The sequence below is a fragment of the Pseudomonas sp. 1L-E-NC-VB-C3 genome (assembly GCF_057291535.1).
Genome location: NZ_JBXAWD010000010.1, coordinates 213675 through 233080, shown reverse-complemented (window position 1 = coordinate 233080; position 19406 = coordinate 213675). Strand labels below are relative to the sequence as shown.

General features: G+C 51.0%; 25 protein-coding genes and 2 pseudogenes. 11 read left to right on the top strand and 16 right to left on the bottom strand.

Features of this window, described 5'->3' with window-relative positions; genetic code table 11:
* Window positions 1-4: 4 nt before the first annotated feature.
* Together AC0Z5Z_RS18145 and AC0Z5Z_RS18140 are read right to left on the bottom strand one after the other, a co-directional pair.
* The gene (locus AC0Z5Z_RS18145) at window positions 5-574 is read right to left on the bottom strand and encodes a terminase small subunit (protein ID WP_137218942.1); all 570 of its coding nucleotides are present in this window, start codon (window positions 572-574) and stop codon (window positions 5-7) included.
* 420 nt (window positions 575-994) lie between these two features.
* Window positions 995-1315: a phage holin family protein gene (locus tag AC0Z5Z_RS18140; RefSeq protein WP_258449127.1), complete on the bottom strand. Its 321-nt coding sequence runs from the start codon at window positions 1313-1315 to the stop codon at window positions 995-997.
* Between the two features lie 366 nt (window positions 1316-1681).
* On the opposite strand from AC0Z5Z_RS18140, the gene AC0Z5Z_RS18135 reads away from it, so the two are divergent.
* Window positions 1682-2638, top strand: coding sequence for a hypothetical protein (locus AC0Z5Z_RS18135; RefSeq protein ID WP_485611460.1), 957 nt, complete (start codon window positions 1682-1684; stop codon window positions 2636-2638).
* A gap of 68 nt (window positions 2639-2706) precedes the next feature.
* Here AC0Z5Z_RS18135 and AC0Z5Z_RS18130 read toward each other — a convergent pair whose 3' ends face one another.
* The 8 genes from AC0Z5Z_RS18130 to AC0Z5Z_RS18095 all read right to left on the bottom strand — a co-directional run bounded on the left by AC0Z5Z_RS18130 (window position 2707) and on the right by AC0Z5Z_RS18095 (window position 7553).
* On the bottom strand, window positions 2707-3096 hold the full coding sequence (locus AC0Z5Z_RS18130) for an antiterminator Q family protein (protein ID WP_485611459.1): 390 nt from the start codon (window positions 3094-3096) through the stop codon (window positions 2707-2709).
* Between the two features lie 224 nt (window positions 3097-3320).
* Complete coding sequence (locus AC0Z5Z_RS18125; RefSeq protein ID WP_485611458.1) at window positions 3321-4706, bottom strand: tyrosine-type recombinase/integrase; 1386 nt, start codon at window positions 4704-4706, stop codon at window positions 3321-3323.
* Window positions 4703-5005, bottom strand: coding sequence for a nuclease domain-containing protein (locus tag AC0Z5Z_RS18120; protein ID WP_485611457.1), 303 nt, complete (start codon window positions 5003-5005; stop codon window positions 4703-4705). The genes AC0Z5Z_RS18125 and AC0Z5Z_RS18120 overlap by 4 nt, the downstream gene beginning before the upstream one ends.
* Window positions 4996-5205, bottom strand: a complete 210-nt coding sequence (locus tag AC0Z5Z_RS18115) for a hypothetical protein (protein WP_485611456.1) — start codon at window positions 5203-5205, stop codon at window positions 4996-4998. The genes AC0Z5Z_RS18120 and AC0Z5Z_RS18115 overlap by 10 nt, the downstream gene beginning before the upstream one ends.
* Window positions 5177-5860 (bottom strand): replication protein P, encoded by a 684-nt coding sequence (locus AC0Z5Z_RS18110; RefSeq protein WP_485611455.1) that lies wholly within the window; start codon window positions 5858-5860, stop codon window positions 5177-5179. Before AC0Z5Z_RS18110 ends, AC0Z5Z_RS18115 begins: the two co-directional genes overlap by 29 nt.
* A complete protein-coding gene (locus AC0Z5Z_RS18105; RefSeq protein WP_485611454.1) occupies window positions 5860-6648 on the bottom strand; it encodes a helix-turn-helix domain-containing protein in 789 nt (262 codons plus the stop codon). Before AC0Z5Z_RS18105 ends, AC0Z5Z_RS18110 begins: the two co-directional genes overlap by 1 nt.
* Before the next feature lie 186 nt (window positions 6649-6834).
* On the bottom strand, window positions 6835-7257 hold the full coding sequence (locus AC0Z5Z_RS18100) for a phage regulatory CII family protein (RefSeq protein WP_485611453.1): 423 nt from the start codon (window positions 7255-7257) through the stop codon (window positions 6835-6837).
* An 83-nt stretch (window positions 7258-7340) separates the two neighbouring features.
* Window positions 7341-7553 carry a Cro/CI family transcriptional regulator gene (locus AC0Z5Z_RS18095; RefSeq protein WP_485611452.1) on the bottom strand — a complete coding sequence of 71 codons (213 nt, stop codon included), beginning with the start codon at window positions 7551-7553 and terminating at the stop codon, window positions 7341-7343.
* Window positions 7554-7641: 88 nt separating this feature from the next.
* Here AC0Z5Z_RS18095 and AC0Z5Z_RS18090 point away from each other — a divergent pair, with 88 nt between their 5' ends.
* From AC0Z5Z_RS18090 to AC0Z5Z_RS18060, 7 genes are all read left to right on the top strand, one after another.
* Window positions 7642-8298 carry a LexA family protein gene (locus AC0Z5Z_RS18090; RefSeq protein WP_485611491.1) on the top strand — a complete coding sequence of 219 codons (657 nt, stop codon included), beginning with the start codon at window positions 7642-7644 and terminating at the stop codon, window positions 8296-8298.
* A gap of 97 nt (window positions 8299-8395) precedes the next feature.
* Window positions 8396-10183 carry an ATP-dependent nuclease gene (locus AC0Z5Z_RS18085; protein WP_485611451.1) on the top strand — a complete coding sequence of 596 codons (1788 nt, stop codon included), beginning with the start codon at window positions 8396-8398 and terminating at the stop codon, window positions 10181-10183.
* A gap of 4 nt (window positions 10184-10187) precedes the next feature.
* Window positions 10188-11234 (top strand): DNA cytosine methyltransferase, encoded by a 1047-nt coding sequence (locus AC0Z5Z_RS18080; RefSeq protein ID WP_485611450.1) that lies wholly within the window; start codon window positions 10188-10190, stop codon window positions 11232-11234.
* 442 nt (window positions 11235-11676) lie between these two features.
* Window positions 11677-11928, top strand: a complete 252-nt coding sequence (locus AC0Z5Z_RS18075; RefSeq protein WP_485611449.1) for a DUF1654 domain-containing protein — start codon at window positions 11677-11679, stop codon at window positions 11926-11928.
* Between the two features lie 402 nt (window positions 11929-12330).
* Window positions 12331-12633, top strand: a complete 303-nt coding sequence (locus AC0Z5Z_RS18070) for a hypothetical protein (protein ID WP_485611448.1) — start codon at window positions 12331-12333, stop codon at window positions 12631-12633.
* 69 nt (window positions 12634-12702) lie between these two features.
* Window positions 12703-12933, top strand: coding sequence for a hypothetical protein (locus AC0Z5Z_RS18065; protein ID WP_485611447.1), 231 nt, complete (start codon window positions 12703-12705; stop codon window positions 12931-12933).
* A gap of 82 nt (window positions 12934-13015) precedes the next feature.
* Window positions 13016-13330 (top strand): hypothetical protein, encoded by a 315-nt coding sequence (locus AC0Z5Z_RS18060; RefSeq protein ID WP_485611446.1) that lies wholly within the window; start codon window positions 13016-13018, stop codon window positions 13328-13330.
* Window positions 13331-13356: 26 nt separating this feature from the next.
* On the opposite strand, the gene AC0Z5Z_RS18055 is transcribed toward AC0Z5Z_RS18060, so the two are convergent.
* The 3 genes from AC0Z5Z_RS18055 to AC0Z5Z_RS18045 form a co-directional block, all read right to left on the bottom strand.
* Window positions 13357-13569 carry a hypothetical protein gene (locus AC0Z5Z_RS18055; RefSeq protein ID WP_485611445.1) on the bottom strand — a complete coding sequence of 71 codons (213 nt, stop codon included), beginning with the start codon at window positions 13567-13569 and terminating at the stop codon, window positions 13357-13359.
* Window positions 13570-14070: 501 nt separating this feature from the next.
* Complete coding sequence (locus tag AC0Z5Z_RS18050) at window positions 14071-14259, bottom strand: hypothetical protein (protein WP_485611444.1); 189 nt, start codon at window positions 14257-14259, stop codon at window positions 14071-14073.
* Between the two features lie 73 nt (window positions 14260-14332).
* The gene (locus AC0Z5Z_RS18045) at window positions 14333-15232 is read right to left on the bottom strand and encodes a hypothetical protein (RefSeq protein ID WP_485611443.1); all 900 of its coding nucleotides are present in this window, start codon (window positions 15230-15232) and stop codon (window positions 14333-14335) included.
* 77 nt (window positions 15233-15309) lie between these two features.
* Here AC0Z5Z_RS18045 and AC0Z5Z_RS18040 point away from each other — a divergent pair.
* Window positions 15310-15963, top strand: a pseudogene (locus AC0Z5Z_RS18040) (DNA cytosine methyltransferase); the annotation flags it as partial.
* 301 nt (window positions 15964-16264) lie between these two features.
* Here AC0Z5Z_RS18040 and AC0Z5Z_RS18035 read toward each other — a convergent pair.
* Both AC0Z5Z_RS18035 and AC0Z5Z_RS18030 read right to left on the bottom strand, forming a co-directional pair.
* Window positions 16265-17350 (bottom strand): PIN domain-containing protein, encoded by a 1086-nt coding sequence (locus tag AC0Z5Z_RS18035; RefSeq protein WP_485611442.1) that lies wholly within the window; start codon window positions 17348-17350, stop codon window positions 16265-16267.
* A 278-nt stretch (window positions 17351-17628) separates the two neighbouring features.
* Window positions 17629-17961 (bottom strand): hypothetical protein, encoded by a 333-nt coding sequence (locus AC0Z5Z_RS18030; protein WP_485611441.1) that lies wholly within the window; start codon window positions 17959-17961, stop codon window positions 17629-17631.
* Between the two features lie 105 nt (window positions 17962-18066).
* Here AC0Z5Z_RS18030 and AC0Z5Z_RS18025 point away from each other — a divergent pair.
* A pseudogene (locus tag AC0Z5Z_RS18025) lies at window positions 18067-18327 on the top strand (phiTE_072 family protein); the annotation flags it as partial.
* A gap of 48 nt (window positions 18328-18375) precedes the next feature.
* Window positions 18376-18819: a hypothetical protein gene (locus tag AC0Z5Z_RS18020; protein ID WP_485611440.1), complete on the top strand. Its 444-nt coding sequence runs from the start codon at window positions 18376-18378 to the stop codon at window positions 18817-18819.
* Window positions 18820-19121: 302 nt separating this feature from the next.
* Here the strand turns inward: AC0Z5Z_RS18020 and AC0Z5Z_RS18015 are convergent, their stop codons facing one another.
* A complete protein-coding gene (locus tag AC0Z5Z_RS18015) occupies window positions 19122-19331 on the bottom strand; it encodes a hypothetical protein (RefSeq protein WP_485611439.1) in 210 nt (69 codons plus the stop codon).
* Window positions 19332-19406 lie beyond the last annotated feature (75 nt).

Genomic DNA, 19406 nt, shown 5'->3' with positions numbered 1-19406 from the left:
AGGTTTAGCTCGGGGTAATGGCTTGTTCTAAATCTGCTGTAGACAGCCGCTCAGCATCTTCCAGTGTTTGTCGTAAAGCCGCCGTCAGACGCTTTTCGATTTGCCATGGATCAGACAGCGAGGCCAGTTCCGGTGATAGCTGTGGCGCCATTCCAAGCAAAAGATCGCGCAGTAAGCGACCGGCGTTATAGGCCGCATCTTCGACCGCTTTGCGCTCTACCAAGGTGCCTTGGGCTTTAAGGAAGTTGTTTTTTTCCTGAAGCGACAGGTAGTGCTCACGAAGCGCGCGTGACTTTTGAAAGTCGGGTACCTGACCAGAGGGGTCATCTACAAAGTCTGCGATGACTATTTCCAGCGGTGGCTGATCACTCCGCTTCGGGCGATTGCGCTCATGTCGAGCGGCGACGGCGGCCTTACTCGGGTCGCTCGTCATGGCCAGAAGCTGCTCGCTGGCCTCCACATCAATCTGCCCGGCAGCGTTCAGAACCAGTCGTTGATTCTTGACCAGCTTGCCGACGTACTGCCTCGACCACCCCTTCAGCTCGCAGTACTCCTTGCGAGTTACAAAAGCCATGCGGCCTCCATCGTCGTGGCTTGTTAAGCCTGTCAACTAACCCGGCTTAGTTGACAAGCCTTCTGGCCATTGCACAGGGGCTGCTGTTCAAGAAATTGAACAGGCATGAAAACGCCTACAGCCCAATAGAACCGGGGGGACTTCACTAAAAACCTTTGTTTGGATCACGCAAATTCTGTCGCTGAAAACCCGGCATTCCTTGTCAACCTGTCAACCGCTGTCAACTAACTTTCCAGCCCTGCGGCTAACGCTTTCCCGCGGGTTTCCGACCCCGTACCCTTCTGATAACCCTAGGGTCCCCGGCGATGTCAGCTCCAGGTCAGGTCGGGGTTCACCTTTGACCCACAACTCCTGCCCGTCATCGCCTATTACGCGGACATGCATAGGACGATCTCCTTAGAGTATTTGATTGTCAGCGACCTATTCGTCGACTTGAATACCTGCCTTCTTTGCCAAGAACCGGGTGTACAAACCACCGGCTACATCAGCACCAATCACCGCAATGACGATGCCCAATCCAGCAGCCAGGTAAAGGTTGTTCCAGAGCGCCATCGCTAGCAGCAACGTCGCCATACCCAACAGACCAGATGCGAGAAATCGCAAAGCCACTCGTTGCAGGATTTGTCGAAGACCAAGGTCGCTTCCTGACGCCCTCAGCATTTCCCCCGACAGGCCCGCCATGCTCAGCAGGATCAAAAGCCAAAGGGGCACATCCGCGAGAGCTTGTTGCTCGGTGCTCATCTGTAGTCCTCAAATAGGTTCGGCCTCCATGTCACTGTCATCCGCTAAGAGCAAAGAGCCAGGCATGGGGCCGAAAACGAAAAAGCCCCGCTCAATGGCGAGGCTTGTAAGTAGGTACAAAAAAACCGACTTATTGGCCGGTTTTTTGAAAGCGTCTCGCTGCGTTCACAGCAACACACGCTGCTATGAAAACAGATGTATTACGCGCGGAAAACCTTTTCCAACATGCATTTACTCCTTTTTTTGTAAATGCAATGAGCCGGGAGGCAGCATGAGAAAAATGGCTTTTTGCCACACCTGCATTTAACATCTGCGGGTTTCGCGCCGCATTGCGTCGCCATAATTAAATTAGGAATGCATCGACCTATGGACTCACTTCAAGAATTTTTCACGAAAACAGCACCGATTATAGGAATAATACTATCGTTAAGTGCCATGATTTTTGTTTTAGAAAAGAGCGGAATACTGGCAAGAGCGCTCAAAATAACTCGCTTTATGTTTTATTCCGAGTCAGATTTTTTCCAAACAAAGAAACTACTTCAAAGAATAAACATCCTCGAAGGCCAAATTTCACAACTCAGAAAAGCGTCGGAAAACAAAAGCCTCGAAACCCAACGAAAAGCTATTGAGCAAGAGTTAGAACTCCAGCTAACTCAAAACTTTCCGGCACTTGTAAGAAAAAAACTTACCCAACTAAAAGAACTTAATACTTCAATCGATTCAGACATCCGGTTAGCTGTAGAAGCTGAAGTTATAAAATTTCTTAACTCCCACGAGCCTACCAAACTACTCGAAGATCGACGTGAGCAGTTGCGCGCATCAGAGCGTAGCGATAGAGGAAACACTTTAGAAAGAACAATTCAAGAGCAAATGCAAAGTGTTGGCCGACTTAAGGCAGTCATGATCAATCTATTTGTAATGGTGAACATCGGAATTCTATTGATTTATTTATTTGCCGGCACCGCTTTAACCAGCCAAGCGGTCTCCGGAATCGTGGGCCTCTATATCAGCCTTGCTGCCTTTATCGTCTACATCTACAGGACATCAAACTTCCGATCAGCAGTACTGTTAGCGCTAAGAGAGGATGCGAAAAAATATTATGATGCTGATGACTATATAAAAAGATTAAAACCCGGAGCCTCACCAAGCGACAGGGATATCGAGGTTTTAAAATTACTGCTTTTGAACCGTACAGAGCGGGAAAAAATGGCCCACCACCCTTACGAACTGATACTAAAGGGCGTCAACAACTCAAATATTCAATTAAAAGGCGGAAAGATGATCAGTGCATCAAAAACAGAGAAAGCGCCTAAGGCAACCTAATCCACTTTAAGAAACTTCAGTAGCCATAACCATGGCTACTGAAGGGGCAATATCAAAACATGCCATTTTTAAGCCGCAGTTCGTAGCCAATCTACAGCGCAGTCAATCCAAGCAGCTCCAGCTCTGGCTAACTCCCTAGTCTTACCCTCGCTAATCCCGTAGTGTTTTCCTACACGAGCCATCGGCCATTTGGTGCCAAAGTACAGCCAAATAATATCTCCCATCTGTTGATCACGATGCGCTAGTTTCGCTACGGCGTTGTCGATAGCAATTGCCCAATCATCAGTAATGCAATAATTTTTGGTTTCGGATACCTGCGCGATCGCCTGACGCATCAAAGCTAATGTTGGGGACGTATAGCCTGGCACCCCCATCCCATCCATCCTCCACCAGCCCCACTGCTCCAGTAAGTATTCGGTGTCTCCCAATGGTCGGCCAGCCGGCTTACGAATCATCATTCCTTCAATCCCCTGTGTAGTTTGTGCCGCCCGCCCCTAGGCGGTTCGATCGTTCGTATTGGCTTTGTGGTTCGCTCATCAGCAGCGAACCTTTTAACGCTGAAATTTCACGCTGAGCATTCTGCAATTTGAAACTTAATTGGGTGATCAACTCATCGGAAGAAAGCGCCAACTTGCTGCCCTGAACAACCCAACCTGAACCGTTGCAATCAGTACAAACCAGCTCATAAAACAGCCCGCTTACTACCGCTTTCCCCTTGCAAATCGGGCAAGGCTCCAGCTCGATCCGATCCCGCTTGAAGCCAGGCACTAGCCCTTTTTGCATGTTTTGAAACCTCGCCTATGGTTGTTTCTTCAATGGCCTCGCAGGCCTTATGGTCTGTGGCTTGCAGCGAATTACCAGAATCTTCAAATCTAAAGCCGGTCAATCCATGAATCGCTGCAAAGCCTTTCTGATCTAGATGCGCGTGCCACTGTTCAAGGGCATCCCGCTTGCGGCTCATCACGTCCGACTGGATGTACACCTTCACGTTGTGGCCCATCGCGTGATTGATCAGCAGCTCGCCAATCAGGTGGTCGATGCCGAGATCTGCCCAGCCAGTGCGGGCCACCTTGCGCAGGTCGTGACTGGTCCACTCGCCCTGCCCCAACCGACGAAACACTGCGCAACCTTGAGCCTCGCCCAGCGCCTTGCCGTTGCGCGCAGGGAATAGGCTCTGGCCCTCATAGCCTCGGGCGAACTGGCCTTCGCGGTACCGGGTCAGCAGCGTGCACACTTGCTCGGTCAGGGGCAGGTGATGCTCGACACCGGTTTTCGTGTTCTCGGCCGGGATGAACCATTCGCGCTCGGCAAGGCTGATGTGTGACCAGCGCGCCATCCGGGTTTCACCGATCCGCGTGCCATGGCAGAGCATCATCAGTGCGAGCATCGAATCCAGCGGCGCCGTGGTCATGACGTCGGCCAGTTGCCCGAGCAGGCCTTCCAACTGAACGCCGCGCAGACGGGACGGCTTGATGCCGACCTTCGCTTTGGAGAAGTCGTTGAAACGGATCGCCGCCATCGGATTGGACGTGATCATCCCCAGCTTGGCCGCCTGCCGGAATGCCAGGGCCAGTAGCTGGAATGCGGAACGCACGTAGTCGATGGAAACCATCTCTTGCAGCGGCCACATCAGCAAGGTGTCGAGCGCAGCCTTGTCGATACCGATCAGGGGCAGTTTGCCGAGGCGCGGTTTAAGGTGACACTTGATGATCGAGGCACCGGTGTTCTTGCGCTTGGTCGACAGATTGCGATCGCGCGACATGCGATCCGCGAACCAGTCCAGCAGTTCGCCAACAGCGTACCACTTCGACAGGCTCGCACCCTCCCCGGCGGCCAGGCGCAGCCGAAGCGACGGCAGCGCCGCTACAACCTGTTTGTGAGTTAGCTCGGGGAACGTCCCGATGGGATTCCACTTGCCCTTCAACACCAGGTACCACGAGCCACCGGTTCGAGCCTTGTTGAAGCGCAGGTACAGGCCCTTATTCTCAATGTCACGTACGTCCTGTACGGTGCCGGCCACTTGGCGCTTGATCTCAGCTTCGGTGATCTTCACCGCGGCGGTACTCATGCGGCCCCCTTAACGGTGAGAATTCCAGCCCTGATCAGGGCTTCGTGGGTTTCGGCGATGGCGCGCGGCACGTCCTGCCAGTCGATCTCGCCGGCGGCGCGGCCGTCGATCACGTCGTGGCAAGCGTTGCACGCGTACACCGCCACGGTGTCAAAACCTTTCATGCCCATACCCTTCTGCCCGCAAGGCAGATGCGCGAGGACGGTGTTTTCTGGATTGTGATTGCAGATGTTTGGCATCCGGACGGTGCACTCTTGGCCATTTGCCGAGGCGCGAAGCTTCCTCGAGCTCACTCGCATGCAGGCTTCCCCGTCACTACGTCGACGACTTCGTAGGTCCCAGGCCACATCCACGAGCCATAACGCTTGGCCATGGCCTCGTCGGCAAACAGCGCCAGCGCGTGATCAGGCGGCGAACTCAGATCGACCTTGAACGAGCAGCAGAACACTGCGAAGCGATAGGTATCGATTTCAGGAACAGCCAGGCGGCGGTGAGGCATGACGGGCAGCCCCCGATCTCATGGCGCGCAGCTCGGAGAGCGCTCTCTTTCCGATCTCAGGTGTACGGCGGCCGTCAACTCGGGCGGGTAATGCCAGCGGCATCTTTTGGAGCGGCAACCCATCGATCAAACGGCGCACGGTGATCACGTAGTTGCGCTCGAACAGCTTGCGCGCCAGCGAGGTTTCGAGGCGGTTCAGACTCTCGAAACCCGACTCCTTGGCCGTGTGCCAAATCGCATCATGTGACCAGTTCGCTTGGCCGGCCATCGACGGATGGACATTGCGGCTCGCTTCGCGAAACGCCGTTTCGAGCGGTGGCAGCCCAAGCATTTCAGGCGTGGGCTGGCACAGGTTTATGAACTTGCCTACGCTCGGCGCGAAGTCAGAGCCAAGCTTCCGGCACTGCTCGATGCCGAAGCGAATCTGCTCGACCTTCGTGATTTTCTCGGCCATGAACGCCTTGGTCCAAGTGGCTTTCGCGGCGTTGACGGCCTCTTGATCAGGCCAGGCCTGCTTCCACGCCGGGAAGATTGCCATCAGCTCGCGGAACAGTGCGTTGATGACTTGGACGGTACCCGCATCCGCCTTCACTGGCGCGACCTCAGCCGACGCCACATTGGGTAACATTTGCAGCACACTCGAAACAGACTTCATCACAGACCTCCCAGGTCATCACCCCAACTGGTGTCGTTGAAATCAGGCTCTTGACCACGACCTGCTGCCTGCACTCGCTCACGCTTCACCCACTGGACCAGGCGGTAGCACCAGCCGGAGCCGGAATCGAGAGTGTTTGGCTTGGCGCAGTGAAAGCCCTTGAACTTGCGAACCGCTTCGTCAGGGACGCAGTCGGCCGGAAGCCCCGCGATGGCGATCTGATCCGACAACGCTTTCTCGTTCGGCAACCAAGTCGCGAACATGGAGAAGCGCTGGTGATTATCCTGCGGCTCGATTGCTGCGTTGTTCTGCTCCGCGATCGCGGCATCAATCTCGCGCTGTTGCTGCTTTTCGGTTAATTGATGGTTAAGTGACGGATTGGGTGCAGCCGCTGCACCCCGTTCTGTCGTAGGTTGCACCCCGTTCTGTTGTGAATTGCACCCCGTGCCGTCATCTGCACCCCGTTCGGAACGGGGTGCAGAATTTGCACCCCGCAATAGTTGAAGGTCGTAAACGACTGGGCGGCGGTCGTGGCGATCAATGTGAACAGCAGCGATCGCCTGGTTGCCCTGCTTGATTAGCCCGGACGTCTCCAAGTCATTCAGTTTGTAACGCACGGTGCGCTCGGAAAGACCGGTGTCCTGAGCCAGCGTGGTAGCCGACGGGAACGCGCCAGCACCATTCGATCCGGCATAGTTAGCCAGGCACAGCAGAACGTGCCGGGCACTGGCATCCTTGAGAACTTGCGTGGGCAAAGACAGCGCCCATGACATTGCTTGAACGCTCACAGCGAGGCTCCGATATTCAATTCGGCAAAACGAGATGACGTGTGCTGCGACACGCTTTGCGAACTCTGAAAACGTGTCGCGACATTGTTCTGGGTATTGATAGAATTTGGCTGGCTCTGCATAATCGTGTCTCTCTAGTTTTGCGAATCAGCCGACCTTCTCCGTCGGCTTTTTTGTGCCCGGGATTCAGGCAGCCTTCACCGAGGCATCCATCACGTCTAGGCTCTGCCGAACGTGATTGATCTCTTGGCGGATCAAGTTTTTCTCAAAAGAACTGACGTGGTTGTCATCCAGCGCCTGGTGAACCGCGATGGTCAGATCGGCGACCTCTTTGCCGACGTTGATCAGCGAATTGGTGAGCGCTTGCGGCTCCGGCGCCGACTTCGATACCAAGTCAAAGCCGAACTCATTGGCCAAGGCCAGCAACGGGCGCATATCGCCTGTATGCAACAAGACCCCGAACAAGTGCTCCACGGTAAGATGGTGTGCCTCATTATCCGGATTCGCGCGCTGAAGCAGGCCAACGTGCGAAATACCCATCTTTGCCGCCAAGGTTTTGGGGCTATTGCCCTTGACTGCTGCCTGGCATGCGTCCAAAAAGTCTTCCATTCGTAAAACCTCAAATTTGTTTCCGTGGCGCCCTGCCGAGACTGGGGCGAATATTTCATCAATCGGTTGAGGGGTAAGGCATCTCAAGCTGCGGACTGCTGATCCTTTTGGCGCGTACAGAGTTCTCGAGCCGTGATTTTTCCGCCCGTCAGCTCCTCCGCTTTAAATGCCTTTTCAGCCCCCATCGTGTGAATGCCGGCAACCCAGTACGAGACTGCGGCTTGGGAAACATCTAGGGCCAAAGCTGTCTTGGTTTGCCCGCCAAAAAATTCGACGAGTTTTTCAATTGGGGTCATGCAAGAAACCTCCAAATAAGCATGCTTATATCCTAAGTAGAAGGAAACTTATTTGCAAGCCAATAAGGGAACTTATAAATTCCAACGAATGAGCACACTCGCCGAACGAATCAAATCCGCGCGGAATCACGCAAAGCTGACGCAGAAGGCCCTTGCAATGAAAGTGGGCGTTGAGCAGCCGGTGATTTCACAGCTGGAAACAGGAAAAAACCTGCAAAGCGCACATCTGCCAAAAATCGCGCATGTATGTGGGGTTAATGCCATATGGCTCTCTGAAAACATCGGTCCTATGATTGGCGGGAGCATCAGAGAATCGAACGTTGGCGATACACATCAACCTGTCGAGTCCTACCGTTACCCGGTGATTAGTTGGGTAGCCGCTGGCGCATGGGCCGAAGCGGTTGAACCCTACCCTGCCGGATTCTCAGATCGGTATGAATTTTCCGAGTACGATTCGAAGGGAGCGGCTTTTTGGCTTACCGTCAAGGGGGACTCGATGACAGCGCCGGCCGGTCAAAGCATCACTGAAGGCACGCTTATATTGGTCGACACTGAGGCAGAGGTTGCCCCAGGTAAACTCGTAGTGGCCAAACTACCAGATAGCAATGAAGCCACATTTAAGAAGCTAGTCAGCGACGGTGGGCGATTGTTCTTGAAGCCGCTGAACCCAAGCTATCCTATTGAACTATTTGATGAACATTGCCGAATTGTAGGTGTCGTCGTTCGTGCATTGCAGAAATTTTAAAGCCTCTAAACCGAATGTCTCCATAAATTCGGCATCGCGCCTATGGCATCGTTTTCGCTCACAACAATCTCTCAAAACTATATGAGCAGTAATAGAAATGGACATCAACGAAAAGCTGAAAATAGTATTTGACGCAGGCAAGTGCGAACCAACCATACGCCACATTAGATTCCCATACTTTAAAAATTTAAGCCCTAACCTGCAATTGAACTTTACAACTCCGATCACCGCAATAGTAGGCAGCAACGGGGCAAACAAAAGCTCAGTATTAAGAGCTTTAGCCTGCTGCCCGCATCATGAGAACATCGGGGATCATTGGTTTTCTACTGACATTGACCCAATTGACGAGTCGGGAGGACGGCCGCGCTACATTTTTGGATACATAGACCCGTACTCGCGTAAGACTGTTGAAGTAATTCAAGTGAGAATCAAGAAAGCCTCAAATCCAGACTATTGGGAGCCTTCGCGTCCACTGCTTCAAGATCAAATGGAGAAGATGCCCGAAATAAAACCGGGTGAAAAACTAAAAGGCCGCAGCAAAACCAGGTGGTCAGGAATAACAAAAGAATTAGAAATACTTGATTTTCGAAGCGAGATCAGTGCCTTTGACAAGCTTTTTTATCATGGCGATATGACAGGACAACTTCGAAACAGAACTGCTAAAGAGCACTTGCGCTCCAGATCTAAATATTTGAAGCGCGTTATAAATGAAGACCTGCAAAGTTTTCGACCGTTTAGGGCAAAGCAAGAGACAATTTTCTCAAACACTCAACTACCAAAACGTCAGCTAGATGTAATTTCAAATATACTGGGTCGCACTTACGTTAATATACGACTTATAAAACACAGACTATTTGAAAGTACATCATACACCGCAATCATGCAGACCACGGCGCTTCAATATAGTGAAGCATTCGCTGGTAGCGGCGAATTTGCAGTAGTAATGTTGGTACATAAAATAATGGACTTAGAACCAAACAGCCTAATTGTTCTTGATGAGCCGGAGGTTTCTTTGCACCCCGGTGCGCAAGTCAAGCTAATGGAGTTCCTCACTCAACACTGTTTAGAAAACAAGCATCAGGTATTTATTGGCACTCATTCTAAATACATTATCGAAAAGCTGTCCCCGCAATCCATCATTTTACTTCAAACAGATCCTGTAACCCAAAAAATAATTTCAGAACAAAATATCAAGCCTAGTGAAGCATTCTTCCATTTAGGGTTGAATACCGATCACAAAAAAAGAGTTTTTGTTGAAGATCAACTTGCAGCGGCACTTGTTAAAAAATGCCTAAGAACTTTAGGTGAAGCTGCAATGAACCAGTTTGAGATAATTGTTTTCCCAGGGGGCGCTCCATCAATATTTGGAAAGTGCATGACCGGCTTGGTGCAAACTGGGGACAGCAAATCTTTGTTTTTCCTTGATGGTGATCAGAAACCCAAGAAAAATATCATATGGCCTCAAGAAATCCCCGACATAAAACATGATGATATTCGCGAGCAGATCCTTAATCTTACTGGCATAAAGCATCTTGAATTCGCTCTAGACGGAGGAAATGATCCTAGCGCGGGCGAAAAAAGAAAGGTCCTAGAGCGCAAATATCTAGATTATGCTTTACCTAGAACATTTTATCTTCCTTGCGCCAATCCTGAGATTTTTGTTTGGGAAAATATGCCAGAAGATCAAAACACAAAAAAATGTGGTAAACTACAGCCTAAGGAACGATTTAACAAACTAACAAAACTTGAAAAAGGGCTCAGTGAGTTCGAAAAAACAACAAGCACCGAGATCCTAGAAACTCAAATAAGAAAGCTAGCATTAATCAAGGACAACAACCCTGACCTTCAAGCAATAACAAACACCTTAAAAGAATTTATTGAGTAAAAAAATGAGCATTGATGTATTTGACTTTTTTTCTGGATGTGGCGGAACCAGCTCTGGCTTTCGCCAGGCTGGGTTCAACATCAAGATGGGGTTAGACATCGATGCTGACGCGAGGGAGACATTCACTACTAATTTCCCTCACGCGCACTTTATACAGGACGACATTAGAACTGTTGATGTGAAATGCATCTCCGACCTAGTAGGGAAGCGTCGCAATCCTATTTTGTTTAGCGGTTGCGCTCCCTGCCAACCATTTTCAAAGCAAAATAGACAAGCCAGCGCATCAGATACCCGAATCGACCTACTTGATGAGTTTGGTCGTTTTGTAGAAGAGTGGAGGCCAGAATATGTATTTATCGAAAATGTTCCTGGCATGCAAAAGAAAGCTGCAAAAAGTGAAACATTCAAACGTTTTACAGAGCTACTAATTCGCTTAGGTTACAAATATGATGCACAAGTAGTTGAAGCACAATGGTTTGGTGTTCCTCAAAAAAGGACCAGATTAGTGCTTCTTGCAACGCTGCAGGGTGAAATTGTCATTCCTTCCCAAACTCATGGCAAAGAGAATCGCAAGTATTCGACGGTCGCAGATTGGATTTCAGACCTTCCACCTCTACAGAGTGGGCAAACTGATAACAACGATCGCGATCATTTTTCCATGCAGCTATCGCAACTAAACTTAGAAAGAATCAGAGCAACACCTGAGGGAGGTGGTCGAGAGCATTGGCCTGATAATTTAATCCTAAATTGCCATAAAGGCTATAGTGGCCACAGCGACGTCTACGGTCGACTCAGTTGGAATAAACCTGCCGTTGGACTAACCACTAAATGCATTAGTTATTCAAATGGACGGTTCGGTCATCCAGTAGAAGATCGTGCGCTGAGCTTGCGCGAAGCTGCTTGCCTTCAAACGTTTCCTCGAGATTTTGTTTTTTTTGGCTCAAAGCAATCTAGGGCTCGGCAGGTCGGGAACGCTGTTCCTCCCTTAATGGCTTACGCGGTAGCTGAGCAAATAAAAAAACACTTAAAATCGAAAAGCGTTGCTGATTAAAAAAACTCTCTAGTGATTTTTTCAGCACACGCGTCTCACTCATGCCTACCTTTATTTCATGGACACCCTCCTCTGCTCCCCCACGCTCTAGCCTCGAGACATACATAAAAGAACGTCGCCTCCTACAGCCTTTTGTCCTCATCGATCACGCCGACTTTCTTGTACGAGCCCACTAGCTTCAGAACCTCCTCGTAATACTCCCTGGCTTTCCATCCGGATTTCGAGGCCCTCAAGGAGTTTTCGCGAAGCGGCCAACGCCTGAATTTCCCGGTTGTCGCTAAGGTAAGTCACTTGATGGGCTATGAATCGGAGGAGACCTTCATTCCTCGTGCTTGCCGCCGCCGATATGCGGTTCCGAACCCAAAGTGCCCTTCCCCACCCTTGCCAAATTATGACGGCCGCAATACTGTATGCACATACAGCTTAAAGCAAGGAGCTATCAATGCCCGCTACCGCTTCTCCCGTAATGCAATCCCTAGATTCCTACGTAATGGTAGGTCGCCGCATCCAGAGACTGATCACAGCGCCGAATGTGCAAAAAGTTCAGGTCGTAACCGTCGCTCGCAATGACGATGAAAGCCCGGAAGCTTGGCAGCAAGTGATTCAAGAGATCGGAGAGACTAACGGGGTACGCATCGAACATTTGGACGGGGGCGCCGTAAGGATTGGGTGGCGAGGCTATTGCGAAGGTTAAAACGAGCCCGCCGTTGAGCGGGCTTTTTATCGTGCATACGAAAAATTATAAGCGTGCTTATTGACGATTAAAATAAGTGCTCTTATATTTGAGACCAAGGCAACGCAACACCGGCCCAGCAGCGAAAGCCGCGCCGCTCTTTCACAATCTGGAATCTTCGCGGATCGATCCCCGGCAACGGGAACAGCGCGAAACACAAATTTCGATCCCCATGCCAGCTCTGGAACTGGCCGGGCTCTTTCATGAGAGCACGCAAAGTTGCACAGCCACCCGATGTGACGCCAGTAGCGGCAGCGGGCAGAGAGAGGACTCCGGCGTAGAAGTGCAGCGAGAAACGGAAAGCATCACTGAGCAGCCTTCTCGCGAGGGCTGCTTGGGATGACAACCGACAGGTAATCAACCATGAAGCACGCAACAGAAATTGCTCAGGTCGAAATGCACCCACTGATGCAACAGCGCGTCGATGTTTTGCGCGTCCTGATGATTCGTACCCAGGCAGCACGCGAGACGTTTGCGCGACTCGCAGGCCTGGTGATGCCGGAGAAGAAGGTGCGCTTCCAGGTGAGGACAATCGGCAAGGCCTTCCATGTCGTCAATCTGTCCACCGGCAAAACCGCGGCGTTTCGCTGGACCTACAAAGCGGCGCTCGACATGGCGATTCAGTTCGAAGCAAAAGCGAACCGGCCAGCAGGAGGTCAGGAGTGATCGGCGTACCGCAACCTAACCCCCGAGACTGCATCGTCGCGGCCCTGAACGAGCAGCTGGATCAGTTCTTTGGCGCCGGCGGCAAGGCTCAGCAAATCCCCAGTGGCGTCACTGGCGATCCAAAGGGCATCCACACCGCACCACGACCGTCTGCGCGTCGAGCGCAATAAGATCGCTCCGAAGGTTCGCGAACTGGCCGAAGCCGGCAAGACCATCAGCGAGACGGCCAAGACACTGCAAATGCACGTCAAGCGGGTTGCGCTGATCGCCAGCGAGAACGGACTCAAGTTCAACTCATGAAACGCATCAGTAACCGGGCGACGACACCCCGCCGACAGACCTGGCTGGACTTGCCGGCCAGCGGAATTTGAAGAGGTTGGCCATGGCAAAGAGCAATGCAGAGTTGCAAAGGGACAAGCGCGCCAAGGAGAAGGCGCTGTTCGATCGGATTGGCGCCGAGAAGCGATCGCTGATTGTTTCGAAAGCGCTCGATGACGCCCTTCAGATCCTCGGCAAGCGTCACGGCTTCGAGGAATGGCAGGAGACGGTGTCGACGTTCATCATCAATCTGGCCGCAGCGCCTGCCACCGACTCTGAACGATTCACCAACATGTCGCGACCAGAAATGGTCATTAAGGATAAGTGGTCGAGGCAGCTTGAAGATTTTGCGAAAACAGGCACCGAGAATTTCCAGTGAAATCCATTCGGTGCCCATCAACTGTATTACCGTGGGCCGGGCATCGAGCTTGGTTTGCTTTTCGAGTTAAGGTCATCAGCTGCAGCAATGGCTGAATCAAGATCATAAATCCAAGTTGAGTCTGCACCAGGGCCAATCAATTGATAGCCCACAACCTCTCTCGTATTGTCGAGGTGAATCATCACCCTTTCGTAAACGGTGAATTTCCCTTTTGTGTAAACCGCAGCTCCTCGTTGCATTTCTAGCTCCTTGATCCGGCCCCACGCCGGTCACTCGTAATAACCCAACCCTAACCAAATTGCCATCATCGGTCACGGAGGGCGGCGTTCGCACACTCTGCTAAGTATTGTACAAATGAACGATCTAGGGGGTCCTAACAGAATTAGCTATGGAGTCAGCCAAGTTCGCAGCAACGGTGAACGCATAGGCAATATCGTGCCCTTGTAAAGTGGCCGGCGCCACATCAGCATCAGTTAATGTCTTTTCACCGACTGTCTGACCGTTCGAATTGTAGACTCCGGCGAATACGACGCAGGCGATTCTATTAACCTCTCCAATTGCCACCTCACCAGTTAACCCGTTCACGTAGCTCAGAGCTATAAACTGCGCATTTGGGTAGGCACGCAGAAAGTCCTGATATACAGCCGTTCTTTGAAACATTAGACGTCCTCTCTATCCGGCTCCATGCCGGGCCGAACACAAATACCACAAAGGACGGCAATTTGCCTGCAAGGCTGAGCTCAGACAATGCTCGGCGCTTCAAACAGCCGATGCGCCGACTCAATGTAGCTGGCTAGGTCGATCACCTCCCGGAGAAATATGACCACCTCCAGCTTCACATCATCATCCGGCAGCCCTATCCGTTTAAGCATCGCTTTAGCGTCCTCTTCGATCGCCGCTAGCGCATCTACATCGCTCTGCAACCTCATGTCGGCCTCCTGCCAGTGTGAGTTCAGAGATACATACCCCATTTCTACGAATCACACCAGCCGGCGAGAGTAATCACGATTCGTAAACGGGTGTGGCATAAGCCATGATCACCTTTCTCGCTTTTGCCTCTGGTAAAAATCGCGGAATACGTTGCCATCCATCCACTCCAGGCCTCTCTATTCCACGCCCCACTACGAGCTCCTTAGTTGCATAAAGTTCTTTTCGATAACTCTGAATACGACAGGCAGCCTCAACCGCATACTCATACCAAAACCTATGAATATACTTTGAAATCTCATTAAAGGAGCCTGCCCAATCCGACATAAGTTGGAATACAGAAAAATATTGAGGCGCAACTCTCAATTTATCCGCCGTTTTTCCCCACCCACTATATTTCAAAAGTAAATCATCTCGATGAAATTCAAGCTTGTAAGCAGTCGTATTTTTTTCCGGGTTATGTGTAGCGCTATGAATAAAAACGGGAACACCTACATGCTGGCAGTAATTCCTCAGCTTATCAAAAAATCCGTAGGCCAATCCGCTATCGAACTCTTTCCCTGTTATGGCTTTCCACGCCTTAAACTCCACTGAATCCTTACCCCCATACACTCTACAAAGTGCTGCTTCAGTTTGATCGATAAATGCCCGAACTGAATTTAAGAAATTAAATAAAAGACCAGAGATGGCAACATCAAGCTCCGTGCGAATCTGATCCGAACTTCTTTTTCTAAAGCTATAATCCTGTACTGCGCGCATGGCACCAGAGTTAAATGCATGAATATTCGACTGAATACTGCTCAACAACAGAGCACAATTATGATAACAATCCAACCTCATTTCATCATCAATATACACAGCATACTCATCAAAACTAAATTCTTTTAATTTCTCATACACGTAACTCCCATCAACCCTCTCAACCTGATAAACATTAAATACTGAAAATTCGCTGCAGTCTTTTAATTCTGACAAAGGGGACACTCCGTGTGACTCATATAAATTTCCGTCTAATTTCAGGACTTTCGCGATAATAACGCCGAGGAGCCACTATGCCCATATGTTACGGAAGCGTCTGCAGCGGCATCGAGGCGGCAACGCTTGCATGGAAGCCGCTCGGTATGCGCGCCACCTGGTTCGCCGAGATTGAGCCCTTCCCCAGCGCAGTGCTGGCTCACCATTACCCCAACACGCCTAACTTCGGCGACATGACAAAACTCGGCGCTCAGGTGCTGGCCGGCAAGATCGCCGCGCCGGACATCCTCGTCGGCGGCACCCCTTGCCAAGCCTTCAGCGTGGGCGGGATGCGCGAAGGCCTTACCGACCCGCGCGGCGCCCTCACCATCAAATACGTGGAGCTTGCAGATGCAGTTGACTCTGTTCGCGCCGGCCAGCGGAAGCCCGCCTGCGTTGTCGTCTGGGAAAACGTCCCCGGGGTCCTCAGCGACACAGGGAACGCCTTCGGATGCTTTCTTGGCGCGCTTGCTGGGGAAGACTGCGAACTGCAGCCTTCAGGGAAGAAATGGCCGGACGCTGGTTGTGTGTATGGACCCAAAAGAACAATCGCGTGGCGGATTCTGGACGCCCAATATTTCGGCTTGGCCCAACGACGCCGCCGTGTGTTCGTTGTCGCAAGTGCTCGAGACGGATTCGATCCCACCGAGGTACTTTTTGAGCGCGAAGGCCCTCGCAGGGATCGGCCGCCGGGATGGCCGGAGAAGCTCGCAGTTCATCCTACTCTCACGGCACAAGGGGGAGGCTCTCTCGATGACCGAGAGGCATATGTGCTGGAGCCCGACGGCGTCCGCAGAACCAGCGTAATCGAATGGGAACGCTGCCAAGGCTTTCCCGATAACTACACACAGATCCCATGGTGCGGAAAGCCAGCAGACAAATGTCCTGACGCTCCTCGCTACAAAACCCTCGGAAATAGCAAAGCTGTAAAGGTCGTCTCCTGGCTAGGCAGGCGCCTGATTTCAGCTTTCAATGCATGAGGGCATCAAAGGTTTACGACTTCGTAGTGACTTGGCTAATGCGTTCGTCCTCCCACAGAATATCGCCACTTGGTAGCCTGCAATCCCAATCATCAAGTACAACACTGCTTACATCGCCTTCGAAGAACTTTAGATCAGCAGTTACCTCGGCAATTTTTTTATAACATTCTTCCCATCTGTGAATTTCAACATGCTGACCTCCAGAAGTTTCTGACACAGGTTCACTGCGAAGATAGACCGATTGAATTTCAAACTCATAATCAATAGCGAATTTAGCAGATTTTCGGTCAGCATATAAAATACGAACATTGACAGCAGCTATATTCTGAATTTCACACGAGATATATCTATAGTTATACTCGCTTTCCTGAAGTACCCCGAAGTCCTGATCATGTAAATATGTATCAACGAGAGAAAACACATGCTTCTTAACAACAGCAAATGCTGCATCAGCAAAGATTGCGGGCGTCCCCCGCTCCACATGAACAGCCGCATTTAAAAATTCACCAAGCTTATCTGACCAAAAGAGATCAGGATCGTCGACGCAAAAGCCCTGCATATCTTTATCATCGCTCAGCACATGTATCCGCACGTCATTCTGAACGGCATATGCTTTTAATGCACCTAAAACAAAAGCATCTCGAAACTCATTAGGTTTTTTTTCAGAAAATGGTGGGAGCACCGAAAAATACCTCTTAAACACCTCCTCAACGGACGCCAGTTCCAACGATACAATTTCAATATTTGACGCCGACATAAAGCTCGTAAATTGATCGCGCAGCGTGGCCTCAACTACTCTCGAGTCAATATCACCAAACATTATGGAACTTGAAAACAACGGCAAATTACGAAGAACTTTTCCTTTCGTTTGAAATGACTGCGCAGCACTGACCGCCTTAGTCGACTCCGCCTTTAAATGCCGCTCAATTTCAGCAATTGTCACCGTCGTGAATAAAAGCGTAATTTCCCCGGAGTTCAGCAGTCGAGTGAGGCTTTCGAAGTCCTTCGTTAAAAACTGAAAATTATTAGCAAAATATATATTTGTATCAATAAAAAGCACCCTTGACCGGAGCGCAAATTCCACTTCCGCCTTTTCCATCATCAGTACTCTAGAATCCCGAAGTATTAATTTTTATGTATTGTATTCCATCACATCAAGAGAATATCCGATCTTTCGAATTCAAAAATTGACCGTCCTCTCGCTACCCACTTTTTTGTGAGTTGAGCCCAGCGTAAGCTTTAGTCAGCGTTAGGAACCTCATCAGCTACGGCGCCGACCACAAGCCCTTCAACAAGAACCAGCAAGTTCCAACAGCGTTAGCCCACAGCCGATGGGCGTGCTGGCCCAAGCCAATGACCCTTGATAGTCGGAGCGGCTTAAGTCCGCTGCTTAGACAGGAGGTTAATTTCATCGATTCGATATCGATCCCACTTTGCAAAACAGTCTGAAGTAAGCTCCAGACGCAGCAAATTCTTTTCAATAGAATGATCCAACCAATTCAGAGCCAGAGAGTGCTCAGCCCTTGTCTCGTAGCTGTACTCTCGTTCCCTTCCGTTCTTGAATATGAACACGATCTTGTAATTTGGCGCTGTTGGGTCTCTCAAAATCTCAGAGACATCATCAAGATTAATGATGCTGTTTCTGAAAGTCAGGAGTCGTTGACCAGGCAGGTTCACTACTTCTCGCGTCACATCTACAGCTTCGAACATTAGATAACTCCAAAAAAATCGTAATTTTTCATCGTCTGCACGAAGCAAACGTTGCCCAACCCTAACCTTAGCGAAGGCAAAACGCCATCCTGTCGAGGTATTCCCATGCGCACAGAAAACAAACCGGCCGAGCCGCTGAAGATTGAGCGCTCGACTGTCACGAAGCTGGTGATCACCGGCGCATCACGGCTTGATCCGATCACCGTTTTCCTCGAAGACTTCGGGCGCCGTAACTGCCCGACCGAGTCTGATCCGAACTACCAGACCGCCCAAGGCAAGATCACGATCAACTGCTGGGACAACAGCTGGAACGCCTATTGGGGCGGCATGGGCCCGCGCACTGTCGCTGAGTTCGTTGCCGATTGTGACTGAGAAAACATTCACCACTCACTGAACACGCTCACTGCAAGCCAGATGGCAAAGCTGCTGGTGATCCATCACGGAATCGAAGCTTTCGGCTACAAGTACGACAGCCCGCGCGAGGCGTCCAATGGCCTCGTTACGCTTGAAGATTTGGCTTCCATGCCCGGCGAGGATCTGGATCAGCTTTACGATGAGAGCTCGCACGATGATGCGGTGAATGAGGTGCGTTACAGCGCAGTAGATGCACCCGGAATTCCGTCTTGGTGCCACTACAGTTGGGAGCGTAACTACAAGGTCGATGTGAAGGCCTTCATCCTGCCCGATGGTCGTGCTCTCGCCTTTTGTGAGATGAGCGGCGGCGCCAAGCATGCCGAGCCCGACGCCTACCCTTTTGTTGAAGAGGCCAAATTTATCAAGGTCTCTGGCGTCGAAGAACGCGTCATCAAGATTTACAAGTTCGAGGGTATTCCAAAAGCCTCAGAGGTGACGCCTTGATCTTCGCCCCGCTCTACATGGCCTCCCTGATCTGCAGTGGGCCGTGGCGATGAAGTTTGTCCCACACACCGGCTGGCTTAGGCGTCGGCTCGAATCAGCAATCATCCTCTTAGCAGCCTGGATCATCGACGGTCGCAACATTAGGCGATCGGGCGTCGTCTCCCGCCGCGATAACAATGACATTCGGTACATGGCGGAAAAGCTCGAAAGTATCGCCGAGCGCATTAAACGCCAGTACCCGTAACACATCACCCAACTCAACAACCTACCCGTGTGCAGCCATGCTGCGGGGAATCACTCACTCATATCCAGTTCAGCGCTCGCAGCACTCTCTCGAATGTTCGCTCACTTGCCACCCACGCCATCATGACAAGGCCGCTTCCCGCGACGACGAAAATAAACCCACCAACAGCATCGATGACGACCAGAAATATTCCCAGCGCCAGGAGCGCGGCGCCGAGCGCCCCCAATACTGTCCGGCTTTGCTTTTGCTCGGGATGCTTATTGAACATCCGAATACTCCGCATCAGTTGCGCATCGATCAACTGTAATCCAAGCACAACCACCCAATATTAACCACCTTCTGC